This window comes from Luteibacter sp. KNZ12-1A (genome assembly GCF_056755675.1).
On record NZ_JBPGXU010000028.1, the window covers coordinates 1 to 26737 of the forward strand.

General features: G+C 66.2%; 19 protein-coding genes. 10 read left to right on the forward strand and 9 right to left on the reverse strand.

All coding sequences use genetic code 11. The features are described from left to right. Positions 1–71 precede the first annotated feature (71 nt). A complete protein-coding gene (clpB, locus tag ACR9ZJ_RS08255; RefSeq protein WP_481287490.1) occupies positions 72–2654 on the reverse strand; it encodes an ATP-dependent chaperone ClpB in 2583 nt (860 codons plus the stop codon). Positions 2655–2826: 172 nt separating this feature from the next. Here clpB and otsB point away from each other — a divergent pair, with 172 nt between their 5' ends. After that, positions 2827–3612 carry a trehalose-phosphatase gene (otsB, locus tag ACR9ZJ_RS08260; RefSeq protein ID WP_481282625.1) on the forward strand — a complete coding sequence of 262 codons (786 nt, stop codon included), beginning with the start codon at positions 2827–2829 and terminating at the stop codon, positions 3610–3612. Then, positions 3609–5024, forward strand: coding sequence for an alpha,alpha-trehalose-phosphate synthase (UDP-forming) (otsA, locus tag ACR9ZJ_RS08265; protein WP_481282624.1), 1416 nt, complete (start codon positions 3609–3611; stop codon positions 5022–5024). The genes otsB and otsA overlap by 4 nt, the downstream gene beginning before the upstream one ends. A gap of 6 nt (positions 5025–5030) precedes the next feature. On the opposite strand, the gene pgeF is transcribed toward otsA, so the two are convergent. Continuing rightward, entirely contained in the window at positions 5031–5771 is a 741-nt protein-coding gene (gene pgeF, locus ACR9ZJ_RS08270; RefSeq protein WP_481287491.1) for a peptidoglycan editing factor PgeF, read from the reverse strand. A gap of 2 nt (positions 5772–5773) precedes the next feature. Beyond that, a complete protein-coding gene (rluD, locus tag ACR9ZJ_RS08275; protein ID WP_481282622.1) occupies positions 5774–6748 on the reverse strand; it encodes a 23S rRNA pseudouridine(1911/1915/1917) synthase RluD in 975 nt (324 codons plus the stop codon). Between the two features lie 69 nt (positions 6749–6817). On the opposite strand from rluD, the gene ACR9ZJ_RS08280 reads away from it, so the two are divergent. Beyond that, positions 6818–7645, forward strand: a complete 828-nt coding sequence (locus tag ACR9ZJ_RS08280) for an outer membrane protein assembly factor BamD (RefSeq protein WP_481282621.1) — start codon at positions 6818–6820, stop codon at positions 7643–7645. A gap of 256 nt (positions 7646–7901) precedes the next feature. Here ACR9ZJ_RS08280 and ACR9ZJ_RS08285 read toward each other — a convergent pair whose 3' ends face one another. The 6 genes from ACR9ZJ_RS08285 to ACR9ZJ_RS08310 all read right to left on the reverse strand — a co-directional run bounded on the left by ACR9ZJ_RS08285 (position 7902) and on the right by ACR9ZJ_RS08310 (position 18719). After that, positions 7902–9518: an NAD+ synthase gene (locus ACR9ZJ_RS08285; protein ID WP_481287492.1), complete on the reverse strand. Its 1617-nt coding sequence runs from the start codon at positions 9516–9518 to the stop codon at positions 7902–7904. 173 nt (positions 9519–9691) lie between these two features. After that, the gene (locus ACR9ZJ_RS08290) at positions 9692–10729 is read right to left on the reverse strand and encodes a serine hydrolase domain-containing protein (RefSeq protein WP_481287493.1); all 1038 of its coding nucleotides are present in this window, start codon (positions 10727–10729) and stop codon (positions 9692–9694) included. A gap of 2 nt (positions 10730–10731) precedes the next feature. Beyond that, positions 10732–11430: a M15 family metallopeptidase gene (locus ACR9ZJ_RS08295; protein ID WP_481287494.1), complete on the reverse strand. Its 699-nt coding sequence runs from the start codon at positions 11428–11430 to the stop codon at positions 10732–10734. Next, the gene (locus tag ACR9ZJ_RS08300) at positions 11390–14032 is read right to left on the reverse strand and encodes a membrane dipeptidase (protein ID WP_481287495.1); all 2643 of its coding nucleotides are present in this window, start codon (positions 14030–14032) and stop codon (positions 11390–11392) included. The genes ACR9ZJ_RS08295 and ACR9ZJ_RS08300 overlap by 41 nt, the downstream gene beginning before the upstream one ends. Before the next feature lie 73 nt (positions 14033–14105). Then, positions 14106–17093 (reverse strand): TonB-dependent receptor, encoded by a 2988-nt coding sequence (locus tag ACR9ZJ_RS08305; RefSeq protein WP_481282616.1) that lies wholly within the window; start codon positions 17091–17093, stop codon positions 14106–14108. 57 nt (positions 17094–17150) lie between these two features. Continuing rightward, complete coding sequence (locus tag ACR9ZJ_RS08310; protein WP_481287496.1) at positions 17151–18719, reverse strand: transglutaminase-like domain-containing protein; 1569 nt, start codon at positions 18717–18719, stop codon at positions 17151–17153. Between the two features lie 154 nt (positions 18720–18873). On the opposite strand from ACR9ZJ_RS08310, the gene ACR9ZJ_RS08315 reads away from it, so the two are divergent. The 7 genes from ACR9ZJ_RS08315 to ACR9ZJ_RS08345 are packed head-to-tail and all read left to right on the forward strand — an operon-like array spanning position 18874 to position 26526. Next, entirely contained in the window at positions 18874–20022 is a 1149-nt protein-coding gene (locus tag ACR9ZJ_RS08315; protein WP_481287497.1) for a DUF819 family protein, read from the forward strand. Positions 20023–20036: 14 nt separating this feature from the next. After that, positions 20037–21431 carry an SH3 domain-containing protein gene (locus tag ACR9ZJ_RS08320; RefSeq protein WP_481287498.1) on the forward strand — a complete coding sequence of 465 codons (1395 nt, stop codon included), beginning with the start codon at positions 20037–20039 and terminating at the stop codon, positions 21429–21431. A gap of 18 nt (positions 21432–21449) precedes the next feature. Beyond that, positions 21450–22541 (forward strand): dipeptide epimerase, encoded by a 1092-nt coding sequence (locus ACR9ZJ_RS08325; RefSeq protein WP_481287499.1) that lies wholly within the window; start codon positions 21450–21452, stop codon positions 22539–22541. 11 nt (positions 22542–22552) lie between these two features. Continuing rightward, on the forward strand, positions 22553–23398 hold the full coding sequence (locus tag ACR9ZJ_RS08330) for a MurR/RpiR family transcriptional regulator (RefSeq protein WP_481282611.1): 846 nt from the start codon (positions 22553–22555) through the stop codon (positions 23396–23398). Positions 23399–23411: 13 nt separating this feature from the next. Continuing rightward, positions 23412–24173 carry a L,D-transpeptidase family protein gene (locus tag ACR9ZJ_RS08335; protein ID WP_481282610.1) on the forward strand — a complete coding sequence of 254 codons (762 nt, stop codon included), beginning with the start codon at positions 23412–23414 and terminating at the stop codon, positions 24171–24173. Beyond that, entirely contained in the window at positions 24170–25405 is a 1236-nt protein-coding gene (locus tag ACR9ZJ_RS08340) for a dicarboxylate/amino acid:cation symporter (RefSeq protein WP_481287500.1), read from the forward strand. The genes ACR9ZJ_RS08335 and ACR9ZJ_RS08340 overlap by 4 nt, the downstream gene beginning before the upstream one ends. Then, on the forward strand, positions 25402–26526 hold the full coding sequence (locus tag ACR9ZJ_RS08345) for an NAD(P)/FAD-dependent oxidoreductase (protein WP_481282608.1): 1125 nt from the start codon (positions 25402–25404) through the stop codon (positions 26524–26526). The genes ACR9ZJ_RS08340 and ACR9ZJ_RS08345 overlap by 4 nt, the downstream gene beginning before the upstream one ends. The last annotated feature ends 211 nt before the right edge of the window (positions 26527–26737 follow it).

The window sequence follows — 26737 nt, forward strand, 5'->3', positions numbered from 1 at the left end:
CCGGCGCCCCCGGCGGGGGGCCCCCCCCCCGGCCCGGGGGGGGGGGGGGGCCCCCAACCCTGTCGGCGATATCAGGCCGCCGCGAACGTCAGATGGTTCCCGTCCGAATCCACCCGCACGGTCTGCCCGGGCGAGAAAGCACCCTGCAGGATGCGTTGCGCCAACGGATTTTCCAGCTGCTGCTGGATGGCCCGCTTGAGCGGACGCGCGCCGTACACCGGGTCGAAGCCCGCGCTGCCCAGCAAATCCAGCGCCTTGTCCGTAAGGTCGAGCGACAACTGGCGATCGGCCAGACGTTTCGCCAGGTAATCCAGCTGTATCCGCGCGATCGAACGGATCTGCTTCTTGTCCAGCGGGCGGAACACGACGAGGTCGTCCAGGCGGTTGATGAACTCAGGACGGAAATGCGCCTGCACCACGCCCAACACCGACGCCTTCATCTGCAGGTAGTCGGCCTCGCTGTCGCCCGCCTGCTCCTGGATCAGGTTCGATCCGAGGTTCGAGGTCATCACGATCACCGTGTTGCGGAAGTCCACCGTGCGGCCCTGGCCGTCCGTCAGCCGCCCGTCGTCGAGCACCTGGAGCAGGATGTTGAAGACATCCGGGTGGGCCTTCTCCACCTCGTCGAGCAGGATCACGCTGTAAGGACGACGACGCACCGCCTCGGTGAGATAACCACCCTCTTCGTACCCGACATAACCCGGAGGCGCGCCGACCAGTCGGCTCACGGAGTGCTTCTCCATGAACTCGCTCATGTCGATGCGCACCATCGCGTCCTGCGTATCGAAGAGGAAATCGGCCAGCGCCTTGCACAACTCCGTCTTGCCCACGCCCGTCGGGCCCAGGAACAGGAACGAGCCGTACGGGCGATTGGGATCGGATAGCCCGGCCCGCGCACGGCGGATCGCGTCGGACACCGCACGCACCGCTTCATCCTGGCCGACCACGCGCGCATGCAGCGCATCTTCCATGTGCAGGAGTTTCTCGCGCTCGCCTTCGAGCATCTTCGCCACGGGGATACCCGTCCAGCGCGCGACAACCTCGGCGATTTCCTCGGCGGTGACGCGGTCCTGCAAGAGCGTGAAGTCCTGCTGCTCCGCCTTTTGCGCGGCGGCGAGCTGGGCTTCCAGCGCCGGCAGCCGGCCATACTGGATCTCGCTCATCGCACCGTAATCCTGGCGGCGCTGGGCGGCTTCCAGTTCCAGGCGAGCCTGCTCGATCTGCTCCTTGATCTTCGTGGCGCCCTGCAGCGCGGCCTTCTCCGCCTTCCATACCTCGTTGAGGTCGGAGAACTCGCGGTCGAGCTTCTCGATGTCGGCCTCGAGCGTCGCCAGGCGCTGCTTCGATTCGTCATCCTGCTCTTTCTTCAGCATCTCGCGCTGGATCTTGAGCTGGATCAATCGCCGTTCGAGCCGATCGAGTTCCTCCGGCTTGGAATCGATTTCCATGCGGATGCGCGACGCGGCCTCGTCCATCAGGTCGATGGCCTTGTCGGGCAACTGGCGGTCCGGAATATAGCGGGCGGAAAGCGTCGCCGCGGCGACGATCGCCGGATCGGTGATTTCCACGCCATGGTGCACGGCGTAGCGCTCCTTCAGGCCACGCAGGATCGCGATCGTGTCCTCGACGCTGGGTTCGCCCACGAACACCTTCTGGAAGCGGCGTTCGAGGGCGGCGTCCTTCTCCACGTATTTGCGGTATTCGTCGAGCGTGGTCGCACCGATGCAGTGCAGTTCGCCACGCGCCAGCGCGGGCTTCAACATGTTGCCCGCGTCCATCGCGCCATCGGCCTTGCCCGCGCCGACCATGGTATGCAATTCGTCGATGAAGAGGATCACCTGGCCTTCCTGCTTGGACAGGTCGTTGAGCACGCCTTTCAGGCGCTCCTCGAATTCGCCACGGAATTTCGCGCCGGCGATCAGCGCGCCCATGTCGAGCGAGAGCACACGCTTGTCGCGCAGTCCCTCGGGCACTTCGCCATTGACGATGCGCTGCGCCAGGCCTTCGACGATGGCGGTCTTGCCCACGCCAGGCTCACCGATCAACACCGGGTTGTTCTTCGTTCGCCGCTGCAAAACCTGGATCGTGCGGCGGATTTCCTCGTCGCGGCCGATCACGGGATCGAGCTTGCCGGCCTCGGCGCGCTCGGTGAGGTCGATGGTGTACTTCTCCAGCGCCTGGCGCTGCTCCTCGGCGTTTTCCGACTGCACCTTCTCGCCGCCGCGCAGCTTGTCGATGGCCGCCTCGATGCGTTCCTTCGTTGCGCCGGCGGCCTTCAAGGCGCCACCGACCTCGCCACGATCCTCCAGCGCCGCCAGCACGAACAACTCACTGGCGATGAACTGGTCGCCACGCTGCTGTGCAAGCTTGTCGGTGAGGTTGAACAGGCGATTGAGGTCGTTGCCCAGGCTGATGTTGCCTTCCTGGCCACTGACCCGCGGAAGGCGATCGAGTATCTCGCCCATGCGCTGGCGCAGCGCGGGCACGTTGACCTGCGCCTGGGTGAGCAACGGCGCGGTGGACCCGCCCTGCTGGTCGAGCAGCGCCGCAAGCACGTGCACCGGCTCGAGGATGTTGTTGTCGCGGCCGACGGCCAGCGACTGGGCATCCGCCAGGGCCTGCTGGAACCGCGAGGTGAGTTTGTCCATCCGCATCAGGTTTTTCTCCCAAAGGTGTTGGCGCGCCCCGGGCCCTCCCCGCGACCGCCTCTGGCCACACAGATGCGGGTGGAAGCATGCGCCTTCAACGCCGGGGTGGGAAACAGGGCATCACTTTTTTCACGTAGCGGAAGGCATCCTGACGGGATCGCTGCCAGATGGAGCTTTCGTGACAGCCGCCCGCGACACCCTGCCTCCACCGCCCGTCGACCTCGTCACGCCGGACACGGCACTCTTCCTCGATGCCGATGGCACCCTGCTGGCGTTCGCCGACGACCCCGAAGCCGTTTTCCTGCCGCCCGGGATGCTGGACACCCTGGATGGGCTGAACCAGGCGCTGGGAGGTGCCATGGCCCTGGTCAGTGGCCGCGCCATCGCCGGCCTCGACCGTATCTTCGGCAGGACCGCCTGGGCCGCCGCCGGGCAACACGGCCTCGAACGGCGTGACGGCGAAGGCCGCACGAGCACCGTTCCCGTGGACACGGACGAACTGGCCCGGCTACGCGACATCGTCCACGACATCGCATCGGCCCTGCCGGGCGTGCGCGTGGAAGACAAGAGCTGGTCGGTGGCGCTGCACTGCCGCGAGCATCCCGAGCGCGCGGACGAGCTTGACCGGATCGCCCCGGCCATCGCCGCGCGTTTTCCCGGATTCGAACTGCAACCGGGCAGCTACGTCTACGAGTTCAAGCCGCGCGGGATGGACAAGGGCGTGGCCGTCGCCGCCTTCCTCGATTCACCGCCCTTCCGCGGCCGCGCGCCGGTCTACCTCGGCGACGACCTCACCGACGAACACGCCTTCGCCGTGGTCAACGAACGCGGCGGCGCATCCGTTCGCGTCGGCACACGGACGCCCTCGCAGGCCACGTTCACATTGCCTAGCCCGGCTGCCGTCCATGCTTGGCTGGATTCCGTGAACGCCACGCTGACGCAGGGAGCCGCAAGGGCACGATGAGCCGACTAGTTGTCATATCGAACCGCGTGGCACTGCCCAAGCAGACGCAAACCGGTGGCCTCGCGTCCGCCATGAACGCGGCGCTGCAGGAAATGGGGGGACTGTGGTTCGGGTGGAGCGGCAACCTCGCCGCCGAGACCGGCAAGGAAGTGCACGAAGTCCAGGACGGACACATCAGCTACGCGACCATCGACATGTCCAAGGCGGACCATGACGACTACTACAGCGGCTTCGCCAACCGCGCCTTGTGGCCGCTGTTCCATTACCGGGCCGACCTGGTCGATTACCGGCGTGACCACCTCGAAGGTTATCTGCGTGTCAACCGCGTCTTCGCCAAGCGCGTGGCGAAGCTGATCCGGAAAGACGACATCGTCTGGGTCCACGATTACCACCTGATTCCGCTCGCGGCGATGCTTCGCGAACTCGGCGTCGAGAACAAGATCGGCTTCTTCCTGCACACGCCCCTGCCCGCGGCCGGCCTGTTGATCACCCTGCCCCGACACCGCGAACTGCTCGAACCCCTGGCCTCGTACGACCTGGTGGGCCTGCACACCCAGCGCGACCTGCGCGCGCTGGAGGATTACTTCCTGCATGAACTGGGCGCCGCCATGCGCACGGGCGGCCGCATCCGCGCCGCCAACGGACGGATCTTCCGCGCCGGCGTGTTCCCGATCAGCATCGACACGGCCGAAGCCGTCGAACTCGCCCACCGCGCCGAGGACAGCGGCGCGGTCGCCAAGCTCAGGGCCTCGATCGACGACCGCGCGCTGATCATCGGCGTGGACCGCCTCGACTATTCCAAGGGCCTGCCCGAGCGTTTCGAGGGATTCGCCCGCCTGCTGCGCGACCATAAGGAGATGCGCGGCCGCGTCTCGCTGTTACAGATCGCACCGCCATCGCGCTCCGACGTGCCGGAATACCGCTCGCTGCGACGGGAGCTCGAACGCAGCGCGGGGCATATCAACGGGCAGTACGCCGAGCCGGACTGGGTGCCGATCCGTTACGTGAACAAGTCGTTCGCGCACAAGGTGCTGGCGGGTTATTTCCGCGTGGCCAAGGTCGGCCTGGTCACGCCGCTTCGCGACGGCATGAACCTCGTCGCGAAGGAATACGTCGCCTGCCAGGACCCGCAAGATCCCGGCGTGCTCGTGCTGTCCCGCTTCGCGGGTGCGGCGCAGGAACTGGATGCGGCACTGCTGGTGAACCCTTCCGACCTGGACGAGGTGTCCGAGGCGCTGAAACGCGCCCTGGAGATGCCACAGAAGGAACGCCGCATGCGCTGGCAGTCGATGATGGACGTGCTCGAGCGCAACGACATCACCGCATGGCGCAATGCGTTCCTGCATGCGTTGACGGAACCGCCGCGGGTGAAGCCCGAAATCTACGTGCCGACGCCGATGACCGCGCCTTGAGCCGCGTCAAGGCGTCCAGATCAGCGAAGCGAACCGCCCGCTGACCGCGCCATCGCGCCGGTACGAATAAAGCCGCTCGTCCCGGTACGTATCGAAGCCGCCCCCGGAAACCCGTGTCACCCCGATCGCGGCCAGCCTCCGCCTCGCCAGCACGTACAAGTCGCATAGCCAGTGCCCCGGCCGTGTCGGCGAGAAGGCCTCCTCCGCGCCCGGGTCTCCCTCGACGAAGGCCGCGCGCACCTCCGCACCCACCTCGTAGGAGGGGCCGCCGATGGCCGGGCCCAGCCAGGCGAGGACGGAGCCGGCGGGTACGCCCATCCGTGCCACGGTGTTCTCCAGCACGCTGGCGGCAAGCCCCCGCCAGCCCGCATGCGCCGCGCCGATCGTGCCGCCGTCGGCGCTGGCGAACAGCACCGGCAGGCAATCCGCGGTGAGGATCGCCAGCACCTTGCCGGGTCCGTGGGCCACGGCGGCATCGGCCACCGGTTCGTCGTCACCCTCCACGCCGGCTTCGGCCACTTCGGTGCCGTGCACCTGGCGCAGCCACAACGGCGGCCCGGGCAGGTCCAGGGCCGCCGCCAGGGCTTCCCGGTTCGACACGACCGCAGCGGGATCGTCGCCCGAGCGCAGGCCGAGGTTCAGCCGGTCGTACGGCGGCTGGGAAATGCCCGGCCCCTGCCGCGTGGATACGGTGGCACGAACGTGCGCCGGGGGGTTCCAGTCCGGGACAATCCAGGCGCCGTCCATGCTCAGTCCTCGATGGGATGCAGCGCCGTATCGGCGCGAAGCGCCTCGATCAGCGCCTCCTGGTCGGCCGGGCGCGGCGAATCGAACTCGAGGTATTCCCCGGTCACGGGGTGCTCGAAGGCCAGCTTCTCGGCGTGCAGGGCCTGGCGGCGGAATCCGCGCAGCGCGTCGATCAGCTCCTGGCTGGCGCCGCGCGGCAGGCGCAGCCCGTTGCCATAGAGCTGGTCGCCGACCAGCGGGTGGCCGAGGTGGGCCATATGCACGCGGATCTGATGGGTGCGTCCGGTTTCCAGGTTGCACTGGATCACGCTGTGCGCGCGGAAGCGCTCGCGCACGCGATAGTGGGTGATCGCTTCCTTGCCGCCGTCCTCCACGTCACGCACGCCCTGCTTCAGGCGATCGTGCTGGTGCCTTCCGATGGGCTGGTCCACGGTGCCGCCGGCCACCATGGTGCCCAGCACCACCGCCTCGTACTGCCGGTGCACGTCATGCCGGGACAGCATCGCCACCAGCGCCGTATGCGCCGCGATGCTCTTGGCCACCACCATCAGGCCTGCGGTGTCCTTGTCCAGCCGATGGACGATACCGCCGCGCGGCAACTCGGCCTGGGCCGGATTGTGGTGCAGCAAGGCGTTGAGCATGGTCCCGGCGGCGTTGCCCGCCCCGGGATGGACGACCAGCCCCATGGGCTTGTCCACCACCATGAGGTCGCCGTCCTCGTAGCGGATATCCAGCGCGATGTCCTCGGGCTGGGCATCCACCTCGCTCTCCAGCTCGGCCTCGAGCTCCACCCGCTCGCCGCCCCGGAGCAGGTGGCGCGGGGCCACCCGGGCCCCGTCCAGCAGGACCTTCCCCTCCTTGATCCAGCCCGTGAGGCGGGATCGGGAATAATCGGGGAACATCTCGGCCAGGGACTGGTCGAAACGCCGACCCGCCGCCGCCACCGGCACGGTGGCCTCATGTCTGACCGTCGTCATACCGCCCCGCCCGGCCCACGGCCGGTTTCGGCTATCATGCCCTTTCGCTCAAGCATCCGAACTCTCTCAATGCGTGCAACCAAGATCACCATTCTGCTCGTCCTCGCCCTGTCGATGAGCGCCTGCTCGATGTTCCGCAGCAAGAAGGAGACGATCGACACGATGCCGGTCGACCGGCTCTATGCCACGGCCCACGACTCGCTGGAGCATTCCGACTATGCCGCGGCGGAAAAGGCGTATGAACGCCTCATCGCTCGGTTCCCGTCGGGCGACATCAACGAGCAGTCCCAGATCGAACTCGCGTACGCGCAGTACAAAGACAACAAGCCGGACGACGCTTACTCGACGATCAACCGTTTCATCAAGACGTTTCCGACCCATAAGCATGCTGATTATGCCTATTACCTGCGCGGTCTGATCAATTTCGACCGAACCGGCGGCCTGATCGAGCGTTACCTGCAGCGTGGCAACAGCGCTTCCACCCGCCGCGACCAGGGTTTCAACCTCACCGCCTTCGACGATTTCAGCCAGCTGACCCGGCGGTATCCGAACAGCGCGTATGCCACCGACGCCCGCCAGCGCATGATCTTCCTGCGCAACCAGCTGGCCCGGTTCGAGGTCAACGTGGCCGAGTACTACCTGCGCACGAAGGCGTACATCGCCTCGGCCGACCGCGCCCAGTACGTGATCGAGCACTACCAGCAGTCGCCGGAGACCGCCGACGCGCTGGCCATCCTCACGCGCAGCTATATCGCCCTGGACCGCAAGCCGCTGGCCGACCAGACCCGCCAGGTGCTGGCCCTGAACTACCCGGACCACCCGTACCTCACGGACCCGAACTGGCCGCACCACCCTTCGATCTGGCGCAAGGCGATCCCGTTCTCGGGTCACCACTGACCTTCCGGGGGTTCGACGAAAAAGCCGGCGCAAGCCGGCTTTTTCGTTTTCGCGAAAAGGCACGGTCCCCTGGTGGGAGCCTACCTTCTGGTGATGCCAGCTGTTTGTGGGAGCCGACCCTCTAGTCAAGCCAGCTGTTTGTGGGAGCCGACCTTGTCGGCGATGGGTGCTTGCGATGAACTGGCCCGCTGCCGCGGGATCGCCGACAAGGTCGGCTCCCACAACAGCTGGGTCCACAACAGCGATCGAGATGGGGTCAGCGCCAGCCGGAGGTGATCGGGTAGCGGCGTTCGCGGCCGAAGGCTTTCGTGGTCACACGGGGCCCTGGCGCCGCCTGGCGGCGCTTGAACTCGTTGATGAAGACCATGCGGATCACCCGGCGTACCGTCGCGTCGTCGTGGCCGGCGGCGATGATGTCCTCGGCCGATGCCTCGCCCTCGATGAAGTGCTCGAGGATGGCATCGAGTTCGTCGTAAGGCGGAAGGGAATCCTGGTCGGTCTGCTCGTGGCGCAGTTCGGCGGACGGCGGGCGGTCGATGACCGCCATAGGGATCGCGCCATCGATGGCCGCGCGCCAGCGCGAGAGGCTGTAGACGGTGGTCTTGTAGACATCCTTGAGTGGCGCATAGGCGCCGCACATGTCGCCATAGAGGGTGGCGTAACCGACCGCCATTTCGCTCTTGTTACCCGTGGAAAGCAACAGCTTGCCGGTCTTGTTCGACATCGCCATGAGCAGCACGCCGCGCGCACGCGATTGCAGGTTCTCCTCGGTGATGTCGGGCCCGCGCCCTTCGAACACCGGCGCCAACGTGCCGGTGAAGGCCTCGTAGATCCCCTCGATCGGCAACACGTGGTACTCGACGCCCAGGTGCTCCGCCTGCGCCTTCGCTTCGCGCAATGACAGGTCGGACGTGTACACCGTGGGCATCATCACGGCCGTGACCTTGTCCTTGCCGAGCGCATCGACGGCGATCGCCAACGTGAGTGCCGAATCGATGCCGCCGGAAAGTCCCAGCAGCACGCCGGAAAAGCCATTCTTGCCGATGTAGTCGCGCACGCCGCGCACGAGGCCCGCGTACATGATCGCTTCCGGCGAACGCGTGTCCTGAGCCGGCCAGTCGATCGCGGCGAGGCGCTTCGTCACGGTGTCGTATTCCACGGTGAGCAGCATTTCCTCGAACGACGGCGCGCGGGCGACCACTTCGCCGTCGGACTGCACGAGCACGGAATGGCCATCGAACAACAGGTCGTCCTGGCCACCGACCAGGTTCACGTAGGCGATGGGCACCCCGTTCTCCGTGGCCCTCTGGCGCAGCAATTCCTCGCGCGTGGCCGCCTGCCGGCGGTCGTAGGGCGAGGCATTGATCACCAGGATCAGTTCCGCCCCCGCCTGCGCGGCATGGGCGGCCGGTTCGGCCTCCCAGATGTCCTCGCAGATGAGCATGCCCACGCGCACGCCTTCGATCACGAAAACCCGCGTGGCCTGGCCATGCTGGAAATAACGTTTTTCGTCGAAGACGGTGTAATTGGGCAGGGCCTGCTTCTGATAGGTCCACTCGACCTTGCCTTCGCGGATCAGCGAGGCGGCATTGAAGACTTCACCGCGCGTTTCGGGATGGCCCACGACGGCCGAGATACCGCGGATCTCCGGTGCGAGCGCCGCGAGTTCGCGCCCACAGGCTTCGAGGAAGCTCGGGCGCTGGAGCAGGTCTTCGGGCGGATAGCCCGAGAGGGTCAATTCGGGAAAGGCGACCAGCGAAGCACCAAGGCGATCCCGCGCTTCATCGGCCAGTGCCTTCACGCGCCGGGCGTTCTGAGCGGTGGCGCCTACCGGGAAGTCGTACTGGGCCAGGGCGAAGCGGAACGTGGACATCGGGGATCCGTGCGGTCGCGGGGGGACTGCCTATGATAAGACATGGGGGTGAGGGTGGCTGGCCCGCTGCCGCGGGATCGCCGACAAGGTCGGCTCCCACCAGACTCCCACCAGGTTCATCCAGGTCGCTATCCAGGGTCGTCCCGGGCCGTTATCGGATCTGTGAGGCGACGCTACAGATAGAGGTTCGCGATGTGCACCGCTGTCTTGTAAGGCTCGGGGTCGTTGCGGTTGGTCAGCAGGATCACGGTGAGGTGACGTCCCGGATATCGCACGATCACATTGCGGAAGCCGATGGTCTCGCCCGAATGCCACAGCGTCTCGCCGGTGATCCGCCAGCCGTAGCCGTATCGTACCGAGGGATCGTCGGTGGGCGTCCAGGGCGTGAAGGCGGCCTTGCGCGACGCGTCGCTCAAGAGCCGGTCGTCGTATAGAGCGGCATCCCAACGCGCCAGGTCGTCGATCGAGGAATAGATGCCGCCATCTCCCAACACCGAGCTTGTCATGCTCTGGTCCGTACGGACCCAGCGCCCGCCCTCGGCGCTGTATCCGAAGGCCCGGTGTGGCACGGGCGGCCCTTCCCGCACATAGGCCAGGGTGTTCGCCATGCCCAATGGCAGGAAGATGCGCTCGCGAAGGAAATCCTGGAACGGTTTGCCCGAGGCCTTCTCCACGATCAGCGCGAGCATCGCATAGCCCCCGTTGCTGTAGCGGTACGAGGTGCCTGGAACGAAATAGAGACGATCGGTCCTGGCGAGCAGGTCGAGCACGTCCCTGTCGCGCAGCGGCACCCGCGTATCGGCGGGCATGACGTCCTCGTAGTCGATCAGCCCACCCTGGTGGCTCAGCAACTGGCGGATGGTGATCGCGTCGGCCGCGGCGGGCAGCGCGGGCAACCAGCGGCGGGCGCGGTCGTCCAGCGACAGCTTGCCATCCTGGGCCAACAGGAGGATCGCCGTCGCGGTGAACTGCTTGCTCACCGAGGCAAGGCGATAGTTCGTTTGCGGCGAGGCCGGCACGCGTCGTTCAAGGTCGGCGAACCCGTAGCCTCGCCGGACAACGGGCACGCCGTCGCGTATCACCAACAACGAAGCACCCGGGCCGTCGCCGTCGTAACGCTTCATCAATACGTCCAACGCCACGTCACGCGATGGCGACGCGACGCAGCCGGCGAGGAAGGCACAAAGGGCCAGCGATACGACCAGGCGCATGCTCACTCCACGGGAACGTCGTAGATCGTGTCGGTGGCCGCGGAAGGCAGCGAGTAATGCCACCATTCCTGCGGGTAGTTGACGAAACCTTCCGCCGCCATCGCGCGGGACAGGCGCTGGCGGTTCACACGCTGCGCGGCGGTGATGCCCGGATAGTCGGTATGCGCACGCGGATCGAAAAAGTCGAAGTCCGTGCCCATGTCCAGTGGCGCACAACGATTCCCTGCACAGCGCATCAGCGTGAGGTCGATGGTGGCGCCGCGGCTATGTCCGGAAACAGGTGCGATGTATTCGCCCAGCAGCTTGTCCTTGCCGAGGTTCGGGTAATGCGCGGGTTGGGTCCGTGTATCGCCGGTATCGCCCGCCCAACGCACGAAGGCCGCGACGGCACGTGCCGGCCGGTAGCAGTCCCATATGCGCAGGCGCAGCCCGTCCTCACGCAGATGCATCTCCACGCGCGCCAGTGCCTCGGCGGCAGCCGTGCGCAGGAGGCACCTGGCCGAGCGATAGCCATCCACCGGCGCACCGGTGAAGTTGTCGCTTCCCGCGTAGCGGATGTCCTCGGCGATATCGGGCACCAGCGAACGCATATCGGTGAGTCCCGCTTCGTGCGGCGTGCGTGCCGGTGACACCCGTGGCGGGGCATCGGTGGCGTGCGCGCTAAGGACAAGCCCGCACGCGAGTGAAAGCCAGGTCTTCATAGTCGTTGCTGAAATCGGCATCGGGATCGACCTTGGTCAGGCGCAGCTGGTCCGGTGCTGAAAGGTCCAGCCACGGCTCGGCGTCCATGCGCGGGCTGTTCCACTGCACGAGATAACGCGTGCCCACGCGTTCGAGCATACCGGTCACGACCGGGGAGCGGACCGCGGCGAAGCGCACGCCTTCCTTGCCGGGGCAGATGCTGACCTCGCCGAACCAGGGGTCGCGCCAGATGCCGAGCAAACCGTTCGCTTCGCTGGCGGAAGCGGCCACGCGCGACGAGGTGTCCGGTGCACGCGAGGCACCCGGGGCCGACGACTCGGCGGCGATGCGGTCGGCGTATTCGTCCACGGTATGTGCTTCGTCCGGTGCCGTGAACCGCTTGAGCAAGGCCGCGGCCAGGGCATCGCGGGCGTCCTCGCTCCCTCCGTTCATCAGGATCACGAATCCGCCGCGCCGCTCCGGCAGCAAGCTCACCGTCGAATACATGCCGGACAGCGTGCCCGTGTGCGAGACGCTCCACTGCCCGTCCACGTCGGCCAGCCGCCAGCCATAGCCGTAACCGTAGAGATGCGTGTCGTTCCAGGCTTTCCGGCGCTTGCCCACGGGCATTGGATTCTGGATCGACCACAAGGGTTCGCGCTGCGCGGCGCTCAGCCATGCCAGTTGCGCCGCATCGGGAGCCAGCCAATTGCCGGCCCAGCGGAGCATGTCGTCGAGGTCGCAGCGCACGCCGCCCGCGGCGGCGGAGGTGATCGCGGGAACCGTCGCCGCATCGCCGTTCACCACTTCGTTGCCGTGCTCCCCCTGTCGATGGGGTTGGGCGACATTCCCCACGCCGTCGCGCGACCAGCGGCCGACCTGGCATCGGGAGAGTCCCAACGGCTCGAACACCTCGCGGCGCAATAGCGTTTCGTAGGAGGCACCGCCAGCCGCCGCGGCTACCTCGCCCGCCACGACGTAAAGGAGGTTGTCGTAGGCGTAACGCGAACGGAAGCTGTGTTCCGGCTTGAGGTAAGCGAGGCCGGCGAGGATGTCCTTGCGCGCGAAGTCGTTCGGTTCCGGCCAGAGCATCAGGTCACCCGCGCCTTCGCGCAGGCCGCTGTTGTGGATAACCAGGTCGCGTACCTGGATTTCGCGGGTCACCCATGGATCGTTCATGCGGAAGTCCGGCAGGTACTTCGTCACCGGATCGCTCCAATCCAGCTTGCCTGCCGCGACCAGCCGTGCCAGCAGCGCCGTGGTCATGGCCTTGCTGTTCGAAGCGATCTTGAACAGGGTCCGCCCGTCCACCTTGCGGCCTGAACCGGCGACGAGTTCGCCCGCCGTGCGCGTATAGGCCACCTTGCCATCCTGGATCACCCCGACCGCGATGCCGGGAATGCGATAGCGCGACATCGCCTCGTCGACGAGGGCGTCGAGCGACGCGGCGGAAGCGGCTTCATCGGCCGCCCATACACGCAGCAGGTTGCCACTCCAGAGCTTCGCGATGTCCTGGTCGGAGAAGCCGCGCCGCTTCAGCGCGGCGGTCACGTTGCGCGTCTCCGAGGCGTCCATCCACCCGGTGATCTCGCCACCCCCGTCGAAGTCCGAGGCGATGCCCACATGGTCGATACCCGCCACCTTCACCATGTGCTGGATGTGGTCGAGGAAATCGTCCAGGGTGGCGAGAGGATGCTCGCGCTGGATAGCCTTCATGCCCTCGATATACGACGGCAGGTAATCATGCTTTTCGCTGTCGTATTCCTTGTCGCCCGCCTCGCGTGCCACCCGCGTCTGCAAGGCCTTCTCGGCGGCCGCCCGCTCCGGATCCTTCTTCAGGAACTCCTTGTACGCCACGGCCTGGACGACGCCACCCTTCGCGGCGATGGCTGCCAGCAGGTCGTCGGGCAGGTTGCGTGGATGATCGGTGACGGCCCGGGACGACGAATGCGACGCGATGATCGGCGCCTTCGACAACGCGAGGACATCGCGGACGCAGGCGTCCGACGCATGCGACACGTCCACCATCATCCCCAGCGCATTGGCCCGCGTCACCACCTGCCGGCCGAAATCGGTCAGGCCGAGGTTGCTGTCCACCTTGTCGCCCAGCTCCTTGCGGGGCAACGAACTGCCACAGAGGTCGTTGTTGCCGACGTGCGCCAGCCCGATGTAACGCGCACCCCGCGCATAGGCCGCGTCCTGGCGCTTCAGGTCGTGCCCGAGCGAATAGCCGTTCTCGATGCCTATCATGGCCGACAACCGCCCGGCCGCCTTGTTCGCACGGACATCCGCCGGCGTGCGTGCCGCCCGGATCCACTCGGGATACCGCTTCAGCATCCGGTCGATGGCATCGTACTTGCGCGCCGCCTGTGCCACCGCCTTCGCGTACCCCGCCGGGGTCGACGGTCCCTGCTCCACATAGATCACGAAGAACGCTGCGTCGAGACCGCCGCGGCGCATCTTCGGCAGGTCCACCTTGAGCGGACCGTCCTTGCCGGCGTCGAACTTCGGGTCGTGCATGTACGACAGGGGAATGTCGACGTGCGTGTCCAGCGTGAGCGGATGGTCCTGCGCCTGCGCGGCCGCGCAGAACAGCAAGGCCAGGCCAAGGGTTCGCTTCATTCGTGCCTCCCGTAGTTACACCACTCCACCCACATTCCACCTCCTGAATTCCCCCCGATTTCCTGGCCTTGGCTTAGAAGTCGATCGAGACGGTCAGCTGGCCGAAACGGGGCGACTGGAAGCGCTGGGGTTGCAGGTACGTGGGATTCAGCCCGCCGACCGAGGTTTGCAAGTCCTGGTCGACGCCGAGCGTGCGTTGCTGGTTGAGCAGGTTATACACCGCGAACTTCACGCGAAGGTTGTTCTTCTCATCCAATGGCAGCAGGTAGGTGATGCTGGCGTTGAGGTTGAAGGTCCAGGGCGTACGGTCCTCGCCTCGCGGCGACCGCTGGTAGACGCGGTTCTGGGACACGGGATCGGCGCAGTTCTCCACGCAGATGAAGTAGCTGTGGTACACGGTGGCGTCGTACGGATTACCTACGCCATAGCCGGTGATCGGGCTGCCGGAAAGGGCCGTCAGGTCGGCGCCCACTTGCCACTGCTTGCTGATCGCATAGGTTCCGCGAACCTTGAACTGGTGGCGGTGATCGTTCGGAAGGTAGCCTCCGGACAGGTTGACCCAAGGATCGTCGAAGTTCTCCGTACGGCCGGTGTCGTCGAAATTGGTATCGGAATTCACCGGCCCCTCGGCGTTGCCACGGCTCCACGACAGCACGTACGACGCGTTCAACATCCACTTCTCGTCCCACGCGCGGTCGACCTGGAACTCCAGCGAGCCGAACGAGCGCCGGGGCTTCTTCCAACCGCGCTGGCCGAGGTAATTGCCGTCGGCGTCGTACATCGCCCACCCCTGCTTCGAGGTATCGATATTGATGTAGCCGTCGGGCGTGCCGTCGCAATTGGTGTCGCCATACACGGTGAGCTTGCGGCCCGGATTGCCCATCACGTAGCCGATGTAACCATCGCCGCCGCACTGTGGCGTGGCACTGATCTCCATGTCGTCGATGGCATTGTGCAGTTTCCGGTACGTTCCGCTCACGCCCCACGACCACTTGTCCGTGATGGCTTGCTGGAAGCCGAGGATGGCCTCGTCCTGATAGACCGAATCCATGTTCTTGTCGACTTCGGCACGCAGGTCGCCTACGCGGCCATTGCCCTGTGAATCGTCCACCGGGCCGATCTGCGGCCCGAGAATCGGCAGGGCGTAAGGCGAACCGTTGCGATCGAGTACCTGGTACCCGTCGAAGGCGTAGTAGGTGCGCTGGTCGAGCAGGCCACCGGCCTGCTTGATGTTGATCACGTTGGCCACCGGCAGGTAGTACCGGCCGAGGTTGCCGAAGATCTTGGTCGTGCCGTCGCCCTTGAGGTCCCAGGAGAAGCCCAGGCGCGGCGCGATCATGTTGTCCATCTTGATGTAGCTGGACCCCTCGCCCGTCTTGTTGTCGAAGGCATCGCGGCGCAGGCCCGCGTTCAACAGGAAGTCCGGCGTGATGTTCCAGTTGTCCTCGAGGTAGAAGGCGTTGTTGGTCGTCTCGAACGTACCCGCGATCTCGTAACGGCGCGCACGCACATAGGCGTTGTACCCTGCCGGCACCACGCCGCCGTTTTCGATGGTGGCACCCGGCGTCGTGGCGTAGATGTTGTAGTAATACGCGCCCGGGCCGGGGTAGTGGCGCGAATAGTCGGACGTGTCCACCTCATGGTCGTAACCGAAACGGACCAGGTGGTCGCCCAGCGTCCATTCGAAGTCGGCGCGGCCTTGCTTGCGCGTGTCGTTACGCTTGATCACCGCGGTGCTGGTGCTACAGCCCAGCGGGACACCTGGCCCCGGCACCGCCGATACCTTCGCCACCGGATTGCAGTCGATATCGGACTGGGCCCGGGTGAAGTCCTCGCGTTCGTTACGGCCGTACATCAGCTTCATCGACAGGTTGTCGACGAGGTAGCTGGTGAAGGTACCGTTCCAGTTGCGGCCGCCGGTATCGCTGTAGATCTCGTCGTTCTTGTCGCTCTTGGTGTGCGTGGCGTAATCGTAGTTGTAGACCGAGCCGACGTTCTTGTCCTTATCGGAGAACGCCATGAACTCGAACAGGTTCTTGTCGTTGATGTGCCAGTCGATCTTGGCGCCCCAGAAACCGGAGTCGGTGTCGTTCTGGGTGAGCACGGTGCCCTGGTTATCGGTGTTCTGCGGCGTGTATCCACGGGCTTCGTACATCGCGAAGAAGAACAGCTTGTCCTTCACGATCGGGCCGGACGCATACACGTTCATCTTGGTACGCGAGTAGTGGTCTTCGGACGAGGTAATGTAGCGCTCGCCGTCCCAATAGCGGTTTTTCGTCGTGGCCTGCCAGGAACTGGGCTCGAAGGTCATCTCCGCGCCGGCCTTGAACTCGTTCGTTCCCGAGCGGGTCACGGCATTGACGACACCGCCGGTGGTGCGGCCGAACTCGACGGAATAGCCCCCGGTCTTGACCTGGAATTCCTGGTAGAACGCGAAGGGTGCCTCGGAGAAACCGTTGCGGTTGTAGAAGTCGGTGACATTGAGGCCGTTCACGTAGAACGAATTCTCGGCCACGGACGAACCGCCGAACGAGATGCCGCCGAAGCCGGCGTTGCCCTTGTTCACGCCGGGCGCCAGCAAGGCCACCGACTGCACGTTCTGGTCCACGGGCAGGCGGCGGATTTCCTCGCGGCTGATGTTCGTCGCGGTTTCGGTGGAGCTGACATCCACCGCGGAGATGACGACCGGCGCGCTCACCTGCACGCCTTCGAGCTCGGTGGTGCCGGTTGCGCCGCGCTCGACGAGGTTCACCGTGGTGGCGTTGCCGAGGCTCACCGTCACCTCCGCGGTGGTCGCCACCGGCTTGCCGTCCTTGCTGCTGTCCACCTGGTAACGGCCGACCGGCAGGTACGGCAGGCGAAAGTTGCCCGCGTCGTCGGCGGTTACCGTACGTGTCAACCCGGTGGCCGGATCGCGCGCGGTAACGGTCGCGCCCGCCTTGGTGCGACCGACGATCGTGCCGTCGGTATTCGCGGCGGAGGCGCTGCCGGACAGGGCGAGGCCCAGGCCGATCGCCATGCACAAGGCGCCGTGACGCAACATGCGCCGGTTCGTCTTCATGTCCCCCATCTCCCCACTCCCATAAGATGATGTTTCGGGTTGTCGTGCGTTACCCGGTCAGGGCGCCGTGCCACCGCCCCCGCGCGGTGTATCGACACGGTGCCACCGGAAGTCGTAATCCCACTGGTCGAAATACAGGTTGCCGCCCTTCCACTCGACCTCACCGCGCTGCGAGTCGACCGTCTCCGAGCGGAAGAAGGTCTTCGGCGGCGTGAACGGCTGCGAGTAGTCGTCGTTGAAGGCGATGCGATAGGCATCCAGGCCGCCGAGGTAGAACCACTCGAGGGCGTCGTCGCCCGGCTTCGCGTCCGCTCCGGCCAGCAGGCGGCCGAAGGTCACGTCCATCGGTACCCACCCATACGGGGCCAGGTACACCTGCCCCCAGTCGTGGATGTTGTTGTACTTGCCATCGGAGAAGATCCAGCCCGACTGCCAGCGCGCCGGAATGCCGTTGAGGCGCAGCAAGGTCATCAGCAGCAGGGTCTGCTCGCCGCAATCGCCGTGCCCGGCATGCAGGGTGTAATCGCCGATATTCGAGATCGTGGAGTATTCGCGCGCACCCGCCCAGGGAATCGTGTCCACGGCGGCGAACAGCTTCTGCGCGATGCGGTAGGGGTTCGTCTCGTTGCCGACCACGCGCTTCGAATACGCGCGCATGGCCTCGGTGAAGACGATGTGCGGCGCGCGCTCGGCGACATAGGGCGCCAGCGCCGGCGTGATCGGAGTGCGCGTCACCTTCGCCGGATCGATGTCGACATAGCGCGCGTAGAGCGTCACCTCGTAGGTGATCGAGAATTCGGTGGGTTTGCCCGCTTCGGCCTTCTTTTCGAGGTAGGCCGTGCGCTGCAGGCTCGACTCGGGAGCGATATCGACCCGGGCCGGTTCGCTACCGGTGAGGCGGATGCCTTCCTGCTGGCCCGCGATGGCGCGTGGATAGGGAATCCAGGCGCGAATCGTTTCACCCGCGGGTACCGCGTCGGCCTTCACCGTGAGCACCTGGGTGACGCTCTCGCGGCGCGGCAGCACGCTGCTGGTACGACTTGCCAAGGCGGCGGCGCGCACGGCGCGGTGGTGGTCGTTGAGGACTTCGTTCGGGCCGTCGTCGAAGGGCGTCTGTTCCTTGCGTCGCTCACGCGCCTCCGCGCTGATCCGGAACAGGTTCCCCGGAGAACGCTTGAAGTACAGCGTGCGGCCGTCGATCACCTGCTTTTCGAGCAGGCCGGCGGCGTCCCACTTCGCGAACTCCGCGTCGGTGAGGTCGGGGATCTGTTTGCGCAGGCGGGTCTTGACCGCATCGGCGTCGAGGGTGAAGTCGAGCAGGATGCGTCGCATGCGTTCGCGCTGGAACAGCAGAGTGTCGCGTTGCGCGGGGGTGAGGTCGGGTTGGGTGAGTGCCTTGGCGATGAGGGCTTCGGCGGTCTTGAAGTGGCCGGCATCTATCTGCTTCGAGGGGGCATCGCCGACGGAGTCGGCTCCCACAGGGCTTGGAGGAGCATCGCCGCCAGGGTCGGCTCCCACCGGGGTCGAGGCGACAGGGTGGGCTGGCACCGAGGTGACGGCTAGCGAGGCGAGCAGGCACGCCGCCAGCACCGGGCGAATCGTCGCGTTTCGTAAGGCCGCTTTCACCGTTCGGTATCCCCGATGCAACCGTGGTGGATGGACGTGCGTCAGGGCTGTGTAACATGCTTGCAAAGCGCGGTCAATAATTTATGCTTCAAGCTACTTCGTTAGGAATAGATATTCCTGACGACCGTCGCGACACCACCCGGGGAGGGGACGCGTGATCCAGTCGGTTTGGCCTTACCTGGCCGTGATGCTGCTCGCCGCCGGCTTCTGGCCCGCGATCGAACGGCGTTTCGGCTGGAAGGTATTCGAGATCCTTCCGCCCATCGTCCTCACCTACCTCACCGTGACGGCCTTGTCCGTCGCCGGCTTCTGGACCGCCTCACCCGAAATCCATGCGGCGCAGAACATGCTCGTCGCCCGGCTGGTGCCGGCCCTGCTCTTCCTGCTGATGATCAACTGCGACCTTCGCGCGATCCTCGCGCTGGGGCCGCGCGTGCTCGGTGTCTTCGTCTGCACCTCGATCAGCCTGTTCATCGCCTTCGTGCTCACCTTCCTGATCTACCGTCACTGGATGCCCGGCACGGGATGGATGCCGCTCGCCTCGTTGTCGGGCAGCTGGATGGGTGGCACGGCGAACATGATCGCGGTGAAGCAGGCCATCGGCATGTCGGATACGTCACTGGCGACCACCCTGCTCACCGACGCCTTGTGCTATTCGATGTGGGTGGTGGTGCTGTTCGCGGTGGCCCGCCTCGCGCCGGCCTTCAATCGCTGGACGCGGGCCACGTCGAGCGCGAGCCTGAGCGTAGCGGAGACGGCGGTGCGTGCGCCCGCCACGTCCGATAGCGTACTGCTCTGGCTGGGCCTCGCCCTGCTCGTCGCCGCCGTGTCCGCGGTGCTCGGCGTGAGGCTGCCGACAGGCAGCATGGTATCGCCGACGACATGGACGATCCTGATCGCGACCGTGGCCGGCCTGGTCGCCGCGCATACGCCACTGGCTCGCCTGCCCGGTGCACAGGCGGTTTCGAGCGCGATGCTGATCTCGGTGGTGGCCGTGCTCGCCTCGCAAAGCAGCTTCGCCGGCATCGCCGCGGCACCGCTCTACCTGCTCGCGGGCGTCACGGTGATCGCCGTGCACGCGGTCCTTCTCGGCCTCGCGGCGCGCGTCTTCCACTTCGACCTGTATCTCTGCGGCATTTCCTCGCTGGCCCATATCGGCGGCGGGGCCGCCACCCCGGTGCTCGCGGCCACGTATTCGCGTTCGCTGGTGCCGGTGGGCGTCCTGCTCGCCCTGCTCGGTTATATCCTCGGCACTGGCTTCGGTCTCGTCGTCGCCGCGGTGCTCTCGGCGCTGGCCTCCTGACCAAGGATCTCGCTATGAACCTGTTTCGCCCCACCTTGCTCGCCACCCTGCTCGCGCTCACGGCGGGCGGCGCCTGTGCGGCCCCGCGCGACATGCCGGTCCCGCCATCGGGCATCCTCGGCGTCGCCGATGCGCAGCTGTCGCCGGAGTACTGGGTCGCGCGGCTTCCGGACGCGGACAAGCCCGTGCTCGACGCCGCCGCCATCGCCGCGATCAACGAGCGCGTGGCGCGGCTGGACCCGTCGATGCACGACATCCGCCACCTTCCGGCCTCGTTGCCACGGGAACAGGTGCAAGGCTGGATCGAGAAGCTGACGTCACGGCCGAGCAAGCCCTTGTTCGATGTGGAGGGCAAGCCCGTGACCGCCGCGGCGATCGACGCCGTGATGGACAACGCAGCGATCGACGGCATTCCCGCGCAGGTAACGCCGCGCTATGGCATGGCCGTGCGTCGAGGCGCCCTGCGCGGCTATCCGACCGACCTGCGCGTGTTCAGCCATGCCGACGACACCGACATCGACCGCTTCCAGGAAAGCACGCTGTTCCCCGGCGACCCGCTCGCGGTGGTGCATGCGAGCAAGGATGACAAGTGGGTGTTCGTCGTCAGCCCGCGCTATGCGGCATGGATGCACGCGGAAGACGTGGCCTACGGTGATGCCGCGGCCGTCTTCGCCCACGCCGATGCCACGCCGTACCGGATCGTCACCGGCGCGAAGCCGCTCACCGTGTATACGCCGGAAGCGCCCGCCCTCTCGGAATTCCAGCTGGACATGGGCACGCGCGTGCCGCTCGACACCTCCTTGCCGCCGGACCAGCCGGTGAACGGGCAGAGCCCGTACACCTCGTGGGTACTGAGCCTGCCGGTGCGAGGCACCGACGGAGCGCTCTCGTTCCACCCGGCCCTGCTCCAGCGAAACCAGGATTCCGCGGCCGACTACCTGCCATTGACCAGGGCGAACATCATCCGCCAGGCCTTCAAGTTCCTCGGCGAACGCTATGGCTGGGGCCACGCCTATAACGGCCGCGACTGCAGCGGCTTCGTCTCGGACGTGTACCGCAGCATGGGCGTGCAGATGCCACGCAACACGCGCGACCAGAGCATCAGTCCTGGCCTGGCCCACACCGTCTATACCGACAAGGACAACCACGAGGCACGGGTGAAGGCCGCGAAAGCGCTCGAGGTGGGCGACCTGGTCTACATCCCCGGCCACGTCATGATGGTGATCGGCAAGATCGACGGCGAACCCTATGTCATCCACGACGTCGGCGGCATGAGCTACAAGCAGGCCGACGGCACGTTGCGGCACATCAAGCTCAACGAGGTCTCGGTGACACCTCTCCTGCCCATGATGGCCAGCGGCGACAAGACCTTCGTCGACCGCATGACCAGCATCGTCCGCATCCGTTAATCTGCCCAGCGAGATTCCATGAAGATCACCGACATCCGCTTCGGCATGCTGCGCGTGCCACTGAAGACCCCCTTCAAGACGGCACTGCGTACGGTCGACAAGGTCGAAGACATCGTCGTGATGGTGCATACCGACGACGGCCGGGTGGGTTATGGTGAAGCCCCGGCCACGGCGGTCATCACCGGCGACACGCACGGCTCCATCGTCGACGCCATCCGCCACTACATCGCACCCCGCCTCATCGGCCAGGAGATCGCCGACCTCAACCGGATCACGAAACTGATCCAGGGCACGATGGAGAAGAACACCAGCGCCAAGGCCGCCGTGGAGATCGCCGTCTACGACCTATGGGGCCAGCTCTATGGCGCGCCACTTTACAAGCTGCTCGGCGGCGGCGATCCGGTCATCACCACCGACATCACCATCAGCGTCGACTATATCGACAAGATGGTGGCCGACTCCATCGCCGCGGTGGACCGTGGCTTCGAGTCGTTGAAGATCAAGGTGGGCAAGGATATCGGCGTGGACATCGAGCGTGTCCGCGCGATCTACGCCGCCGTGGAAGACCGTGCCCTGCTCCGCCTCGACGCGAACCAGGGCTGGACCGCCAAGGAAGCGGTCTACGCGCTGCATACGCTGGAAGACGCCGGCGTTCGGCTGGAACTGGTCGAGCAGCCGGTGAAGGCGCGTGACCTGGAAGGCATGCGCTATGTCACCGAGCGCGTGCACACGCCGATCATGGCCGACGAAAGCGTGTTCGGTCCCGCCGAGGTGATGGAGCTGATCCGCATGCGCGCCGCCGACATCATCAACATCAAGCTGATGAAGACCGGCGGCATCTCCAACGCCATCCGCATCGCGGACATCGCCGGCCTCTACGGCATCGAGTGCATGATCGGCTGCATGCTGGAGACCAGCATCAGCGTGGCCGCCGCCGTGCACGTGGCGGTCGCCAAGTCCGACGTGATCACCAAGGTGGACCTGGACGGCCCCTCGCTATGCGCATACGACCCCGTGGATGGCGGCGTGAACTTCAACGAGTCGGAGATCTCCATCAGCGATGCGCCGGGCCTGGGCATCCGGGAGATCCGCGGCCTCGAACCGCTCTGAGGACCGCCGCCATGTCGCCGCTGGTGAAGATCCGTTCCGAACGCGACCGCATGTCGGCGGTGGAGCGGCGCATCGCCGACTTCATCCTCGAGAACGCCCAGCTGCTGCGCGACTATTCTTCCCAGCAACTGGCCAACGCGCTCGGCATCAGCCAGTCCAGCGTGGTGAAGTTCACCCAGAAGCTCGGCTTTCGCGGCTACCCGGACCTGAAGTACTCCGTCGGCGAGGCCATCGCGCGTACCGACGACGGCGACGGCGAGGCCGCTCCACTCGCTGAACGCCCGGGTGGCGATCCACTGGGTGCGGCACTCTGGCAACGCAAGGCGCGCGCCGAGGAAGCGACGCGGCACATCAACAGTCCCGAGACCTTGCATGCGGTGGTCAACGCGATCGATTCGGCGGGCAAGGTCTTCCTCATCGGCCTGGGCGAAGACGACCTGCACGCGCGCGGCTTCGCCGTGCGCCTGTCGCTGCTGGGCATCGTGGCCATACGCCATTTCGACGTGAGTCGCATGGCCGCGCAAGTGGCGATGTCGTCACCGGGCGACGTCCTCATCGTGTTCTCCGAACAGGGCAAGCATCCCGCGCTGGCCAAGATCGCCCGCTATTTCCGCGAGCGGCGCGGACGCGTGGTGACGGTCACGCGGCATACCTCCAATCCCGTACGCGCGCTCGCCGATATCGCGCTGGCCGTGGCGGCGCATGACGATGCGTCCTACGTGCAGTCGCTGATCTATCAGTCCACCGTGCAACAGTTGCTCGACACCGTGTTCGTGCACCTGTGCGAGGGAGACGAGGCCCGCCATGCGCGCCTCGTGCAGAACCTCGACCGCATCCAGCAGATGCTCGAACCCTGACCGGACCGCCACCATGCCCTTCTCCCGAACGTTCCCGCGCCTGCTCGGCCTCGCCGCCCTCGTCCTCGCCGCATCCAGCACGGCGTTCGAGACACCGGCCGCCTGGTCGGTATCCCGGCAGATGATCGTGGTGACCACCGACGGATGGGACGTCGACCACGGGACGCTCCGCGCGTACGTCCGCGAAGGTACGCGCTGGAAACAGGAAGGACCGGCCGCCGAGGTGACCATCGGCAAGCACGGCAGTGCGTGGGGCGTCGGGCTCAATCCGCCAGAAAGGGACGGACCGGTGAAGAAGGAAGGCGATGGTCGCAGCCCCGCCGGCGTGTTCCGTATCGGGCAGGCCTTCGGCTATGCGGAGACGAATCCCACCGCCCTTCCCTATCGCGGCCTGGGCGTATCCGACTACTGCGTCGATGTGGACAGCTCGCCGTATTACAACCAGGTGGTGGATGCACGGAAGGTCGGCGAGAAGGCGGTGGCCGGCGCGACCGAGCCGATGCGCCGCGACCTGCACTTCAACGGCGACCACGCCTATCGCATCGGCTTCGTCATCGAGCACAACCCCGACGGGCGCAAGGGCGCGGGCAGCTGCATCTTCGCCCACTTGTGGAAGTCGCCCACATCGCCGACCGCCGGCTGCACCGCGATGACCGACGAGACGATGGAGCGCCTGCTCGGCTGGCTCGATCCGGCGAAGAAGCCGGTCTTCGTGCTGCTGCCGAAGAACGAATACGCCCGACTGCGCGAAGCCTGGAACCTGCCGGCCTTATGACCGCCACCCAACGCATCCTTCTCGGCCTCGCACTCGGTGCGGCGGCCGGCATCGCCCTCGCGACGTGGGCTCCGGATTCCGCGCTGGGCGTTGCCGATGCCGTGCAACCGATCGGCAAACTCTGGCTGAGCGCGCTACAGATGACCGTGGTGCCGCTCGTGCTCTCGCTGGTCGTCGTCGGTGCGAATACCGCGACCGACGCGGCCGCCTCGGGCCGCATCGCGAGGCGCGCGATCGTCGTGATCCTGTTGCTGCTATCGCTTGGCGCCGCGGTGGCGGCGATCGCCGCGCCCGCCTTGTTCGCACTGTTTCCACGCAGCGGATCGCTCACCAGCGCCCTCGGTGCCGCCGGCGGCCACCTTCCCGTCAGCGCGCCCGTCGGCTGGTCCGACTGGCTCGCCGGCATCGTACCCACCAACGCGATCATGGCAGCCGCACAGAGTGCCATGCTGCCGTTGGTGGTGTTCGCCATGTTCCTGGGTTTCGCGCTGACTCGTATCGCGCCGGAGCGGCGCGCGCTCGCGGTGGAGTTTTTCCGTGCGATCGCGGATGCCATGATCGTGGTCGTACGCTGGGTGTTGCTCGTGGCGCCGCTGGGTGTCTTCGCGCTGATCCTCTCCGTATGCGCGCGGGCTGGCCTGCACATGCTCGGCGCGCTGGGCGTCTATGTGCTGGTCGAATGCATCGTATATCTCATCGTCACCGCCTTGATGCTGGTGATCGCACGGGTTTGGGGCGGTGAACCGTTCGCACGCTTCGCTTCGGCGATCGCCCCGGCACAGGTCGTGGCCGCCAGCACGCAATCGTCGCTCGCGTCGCTGCCGGCGATGATCGAAAGCGCCGACCGGCGGCTGGGCTATCCCACCGCGGTGACGTCGCTGGTCCTGCCCATGGCGGTGTCGCTGTTCCGGCTCACCAGCCCGGTGCAATACGTGGTCTCGGCGAGTTTCATCGCGTGGGCCTTCGGCATCGAGCTGGGCGTCGCACAGTTGGCCGCGGGCGCCGCGCTCGCCGTGGTCATCAGCCTGGGTTCGGTCGGATTGCCGGGCCAGGTCACCTTCATCGCGACCAATGTTCCCGTCGCGCAGGCCATGGGTCTTCCCATCGGTCCGCTCGGCATCATGCTGGCGGTGGACACCTTGCCGGATACGCTGGCCACCCTCGGCAACGTCACCGCCGACCTCGCGGCGACCAGCGTCGTCGCCGCACAATCGTCGAAGGACAAGGCATGAACGAATCACCCGTCGACGTCATCGTGATCGGTGCCGGCATCGCCGGCGCCTCGGTGGCGTGGTTTCTCTCGCCACATGCGCGCATGGTGATGCTCGAACGCGAGTCCTTCGCCGGGTTCCACACCACGGGGCGTTCGGCGGCGCATTTCAGCGAAAGCTATGGATCGCCGCAGGTACGCGCATTGAGCCGCGCGACGCGCCCCTTCCTCGAATCGCCGCCCGCCGGGTTCGCTGTCCATCCGATCCTGCAACGTCGTGGCGCGCTGGTGGTGGGCAATGCGGCGCAAGCGGAGCGTGTGCGCGAGGAGTACGAAGCCGTGCGTCGCCACACGCCGTCGCTGGTACTACTCGACCGCGAAGCCATAGCAACGCTCGTACCCGTTCTTCGTCCCGAAGCGGCCGAGATCGCCTTCTTCGAACCCGATTCCGCCGACATCGACGTCAATGAATTGCATCAGGGTTTCTTGCGCGGAGCGAAGGCACGCGGCGTCGCACTGCACCTCGACACCCGTGTCCACGCCTTGCGCCACGACGGTGCCTCATGGGTGGTCAACGAACGTTGGCGCGCTCCCGTGATCGTGAATGCGGCAGGCGCCTGGGCCGACGCCGTGGCCGAACTCGCCGGTGTGCGTGGCATCGGCCTCGAACCCCGCCGCCGATCGGCCTTCACGTTCGCGGCACCGGAGGGTGTCGAGACATCGGCGTGGCCTTTCGTCGTCGACATCGACGAAACCTTCTACTTCAAGCCCGATGCGGGCCTGTTGCTGGGCTCGGCGGCGAACGCCGATCCGACCCATCCGCACGACGTGCAACCCGAGGAATACGACATCGCCCTGGGCATCCACCGGATCGAGGAAGCCACCACGATGACGATCCGGCGGCCCGCCCGCACCTGGGCCGGCCTGCGCAGCTTCGTCGCCGACGGCGACCTCGTCGGCGGCTTCGCACCGGATGCGCCCGGGTTCTTCTGGCTCGCCGCGCAAGGCGGCTACGGCATCCAGACCAGCGCGGCCATGGCCGAAGCCTGCGCATCGATCATCCTCGGCAAACCGATGCCAGATCACCTCACCGAGGCAGGCATCACCACCGACATGCTCAGCCCCGGAAGGCTCCGCCGATAACCTGGAGAAAGCCCCGGTGGGAGCCGACCCTGTCGGCGATCCCGCGGCAGCGGGCCGGCTTGCCGCAAGCACCCATCGCCGCTGAAGCGGCTCCCACAGAACTACCGGAGAACCTGATGGGAGAAGCTGGTGGGAGCCCTGTGGGAGCCGACTTTGTCGGCGATCCCGCGGCAGCGGGCCGGGTTGCGGCAAGCACCCATCGCCGCTGAAG

What these genes read in the sequence shown, in the direction of transcription:
- ACR9ZJ_RS08305 (WP_481282616.1), bottom strand. Translation starts at nt 17,093, where the DNA reads ATGAAGACGAACCGGCGCATGTTGCGTCACGGCGCCTTGTGCATGGCG.
- rluD (WP_481282622.1), bottom strand. Translation starts at nt 6,748, where the DNA reads ATGACGACGGTCAGACATGAGGCCACCGTGCCGGTGGCGGCGGCGGGT.
- ACR9ZJ_RS08325 (WP_481287499.1), top strand. Translation starts at nt 21,450, where the DNA reads ATGAAGATCACCGACATCCGCTTCGGCATGCTGCGCGTGCCACTGAAG.
- otsA (WP_481282624.1), top strand. Translation starts at nt 3,609, where the DNA reads ATGAGCCGACTAGTTGTCATATCGAACCGCGTGGCACTGCCCAAGCAG.
- ACR9ZJ_RS08345 (WP_481282608.1), top strand. Translation starts at nt 25,402, where the DNA reads ATGAACGAATCACCCGTCGACGTCATCGTGATCGGTGCCGGCATCGCC.
- ACR9ZJ_RS08290 (WP_481287493.1), bottom strand. Translation starts at nt 10,729, where the DNA reads ATGCGCCTGGTCGTATCGCTGGCCCTTTGTGCCTTCCTCGCCGGCTGC.
- pgeF (WP_481287491.1), bottom strand. Translation starts at nt 5,771, where the DNA reads ATGGACGGCGCCTGGATTGTCCCGGACTGGAACCCCCCGGCGCACGTT.
- ACR9ZJ_RS08320 (WP_481287498.1), top strand. Translation starts at nt 20,037, where the DNA reads ATGAACCTGTTTCGCCCCACCTTGCTCGCCACCCTGCTCGCGCTCACG.
- ACR9ZJ_RS08295 (WP_481287494.1), bottom strand. Translation starts at nt 11,430, where the DNA reads ATGAAGACCTGGCTTTCACTCGCGTGCGGGCTTGTCCTTAGCGCGCAC.
- ACR9ZJ_RS08300 (WP_481287495.1), bottom strand. Translation starts at nt 14,032, where the DNA reads ATGAAGCGAACCCTTGGCCTGGCCTTGCTGTTCTGCGCGGCCGCGCAG.
- ACR9ZJ_RS08330 (WP_481282611.1), top strand. Translation starts at nt 22,553, where the DNA reads ATGTCGCCGCTGGTGAAGATCCGTTCCGAACGCGACCGCATGTCGGCG.
- ACR9ZJ_RS08340 (WP_481287500.1), top strand. Translation starts at nt 24,170, where the DNA reads ATGACCGCCACCCAACGCATCCTTCTCGGCCTCGCACTCGGTGCGGCG.
- ACR9ZJ_RS08280 (WP_481282621.1), top strand. Translation starts at nt 6,818, where the DNA reads ATGCGTGCAACCAAGATCACCATTCTGCTCGTCCTCGCCCTGTCGATG.
- ACR9ZJ_RS08285 (WP_481287492.1), bottom strand. Translation starts at nt 9,518, where the DNA reads ATGTCCACGTTCCGCTTCGCCCTGGCCCAGTACGACTTCCCGGTAGGC.
- ACR9ZJ_RS08335 (WP_481282610.1), top strand. Translation starts at nt 23,412, where the DNA reads ATGCCCTTCTCCCGAACGTTCCCGCGCCTGCTCGGCCTCGCCGCCCTC.
- clpB (WP_481287490.1), bottom strand. Translation starts at nt 2,654, where the DNA reads ATGCGGATGGACAAACTCACCTCGCGGTTCCAGCAGGCCCTGGCGGAT.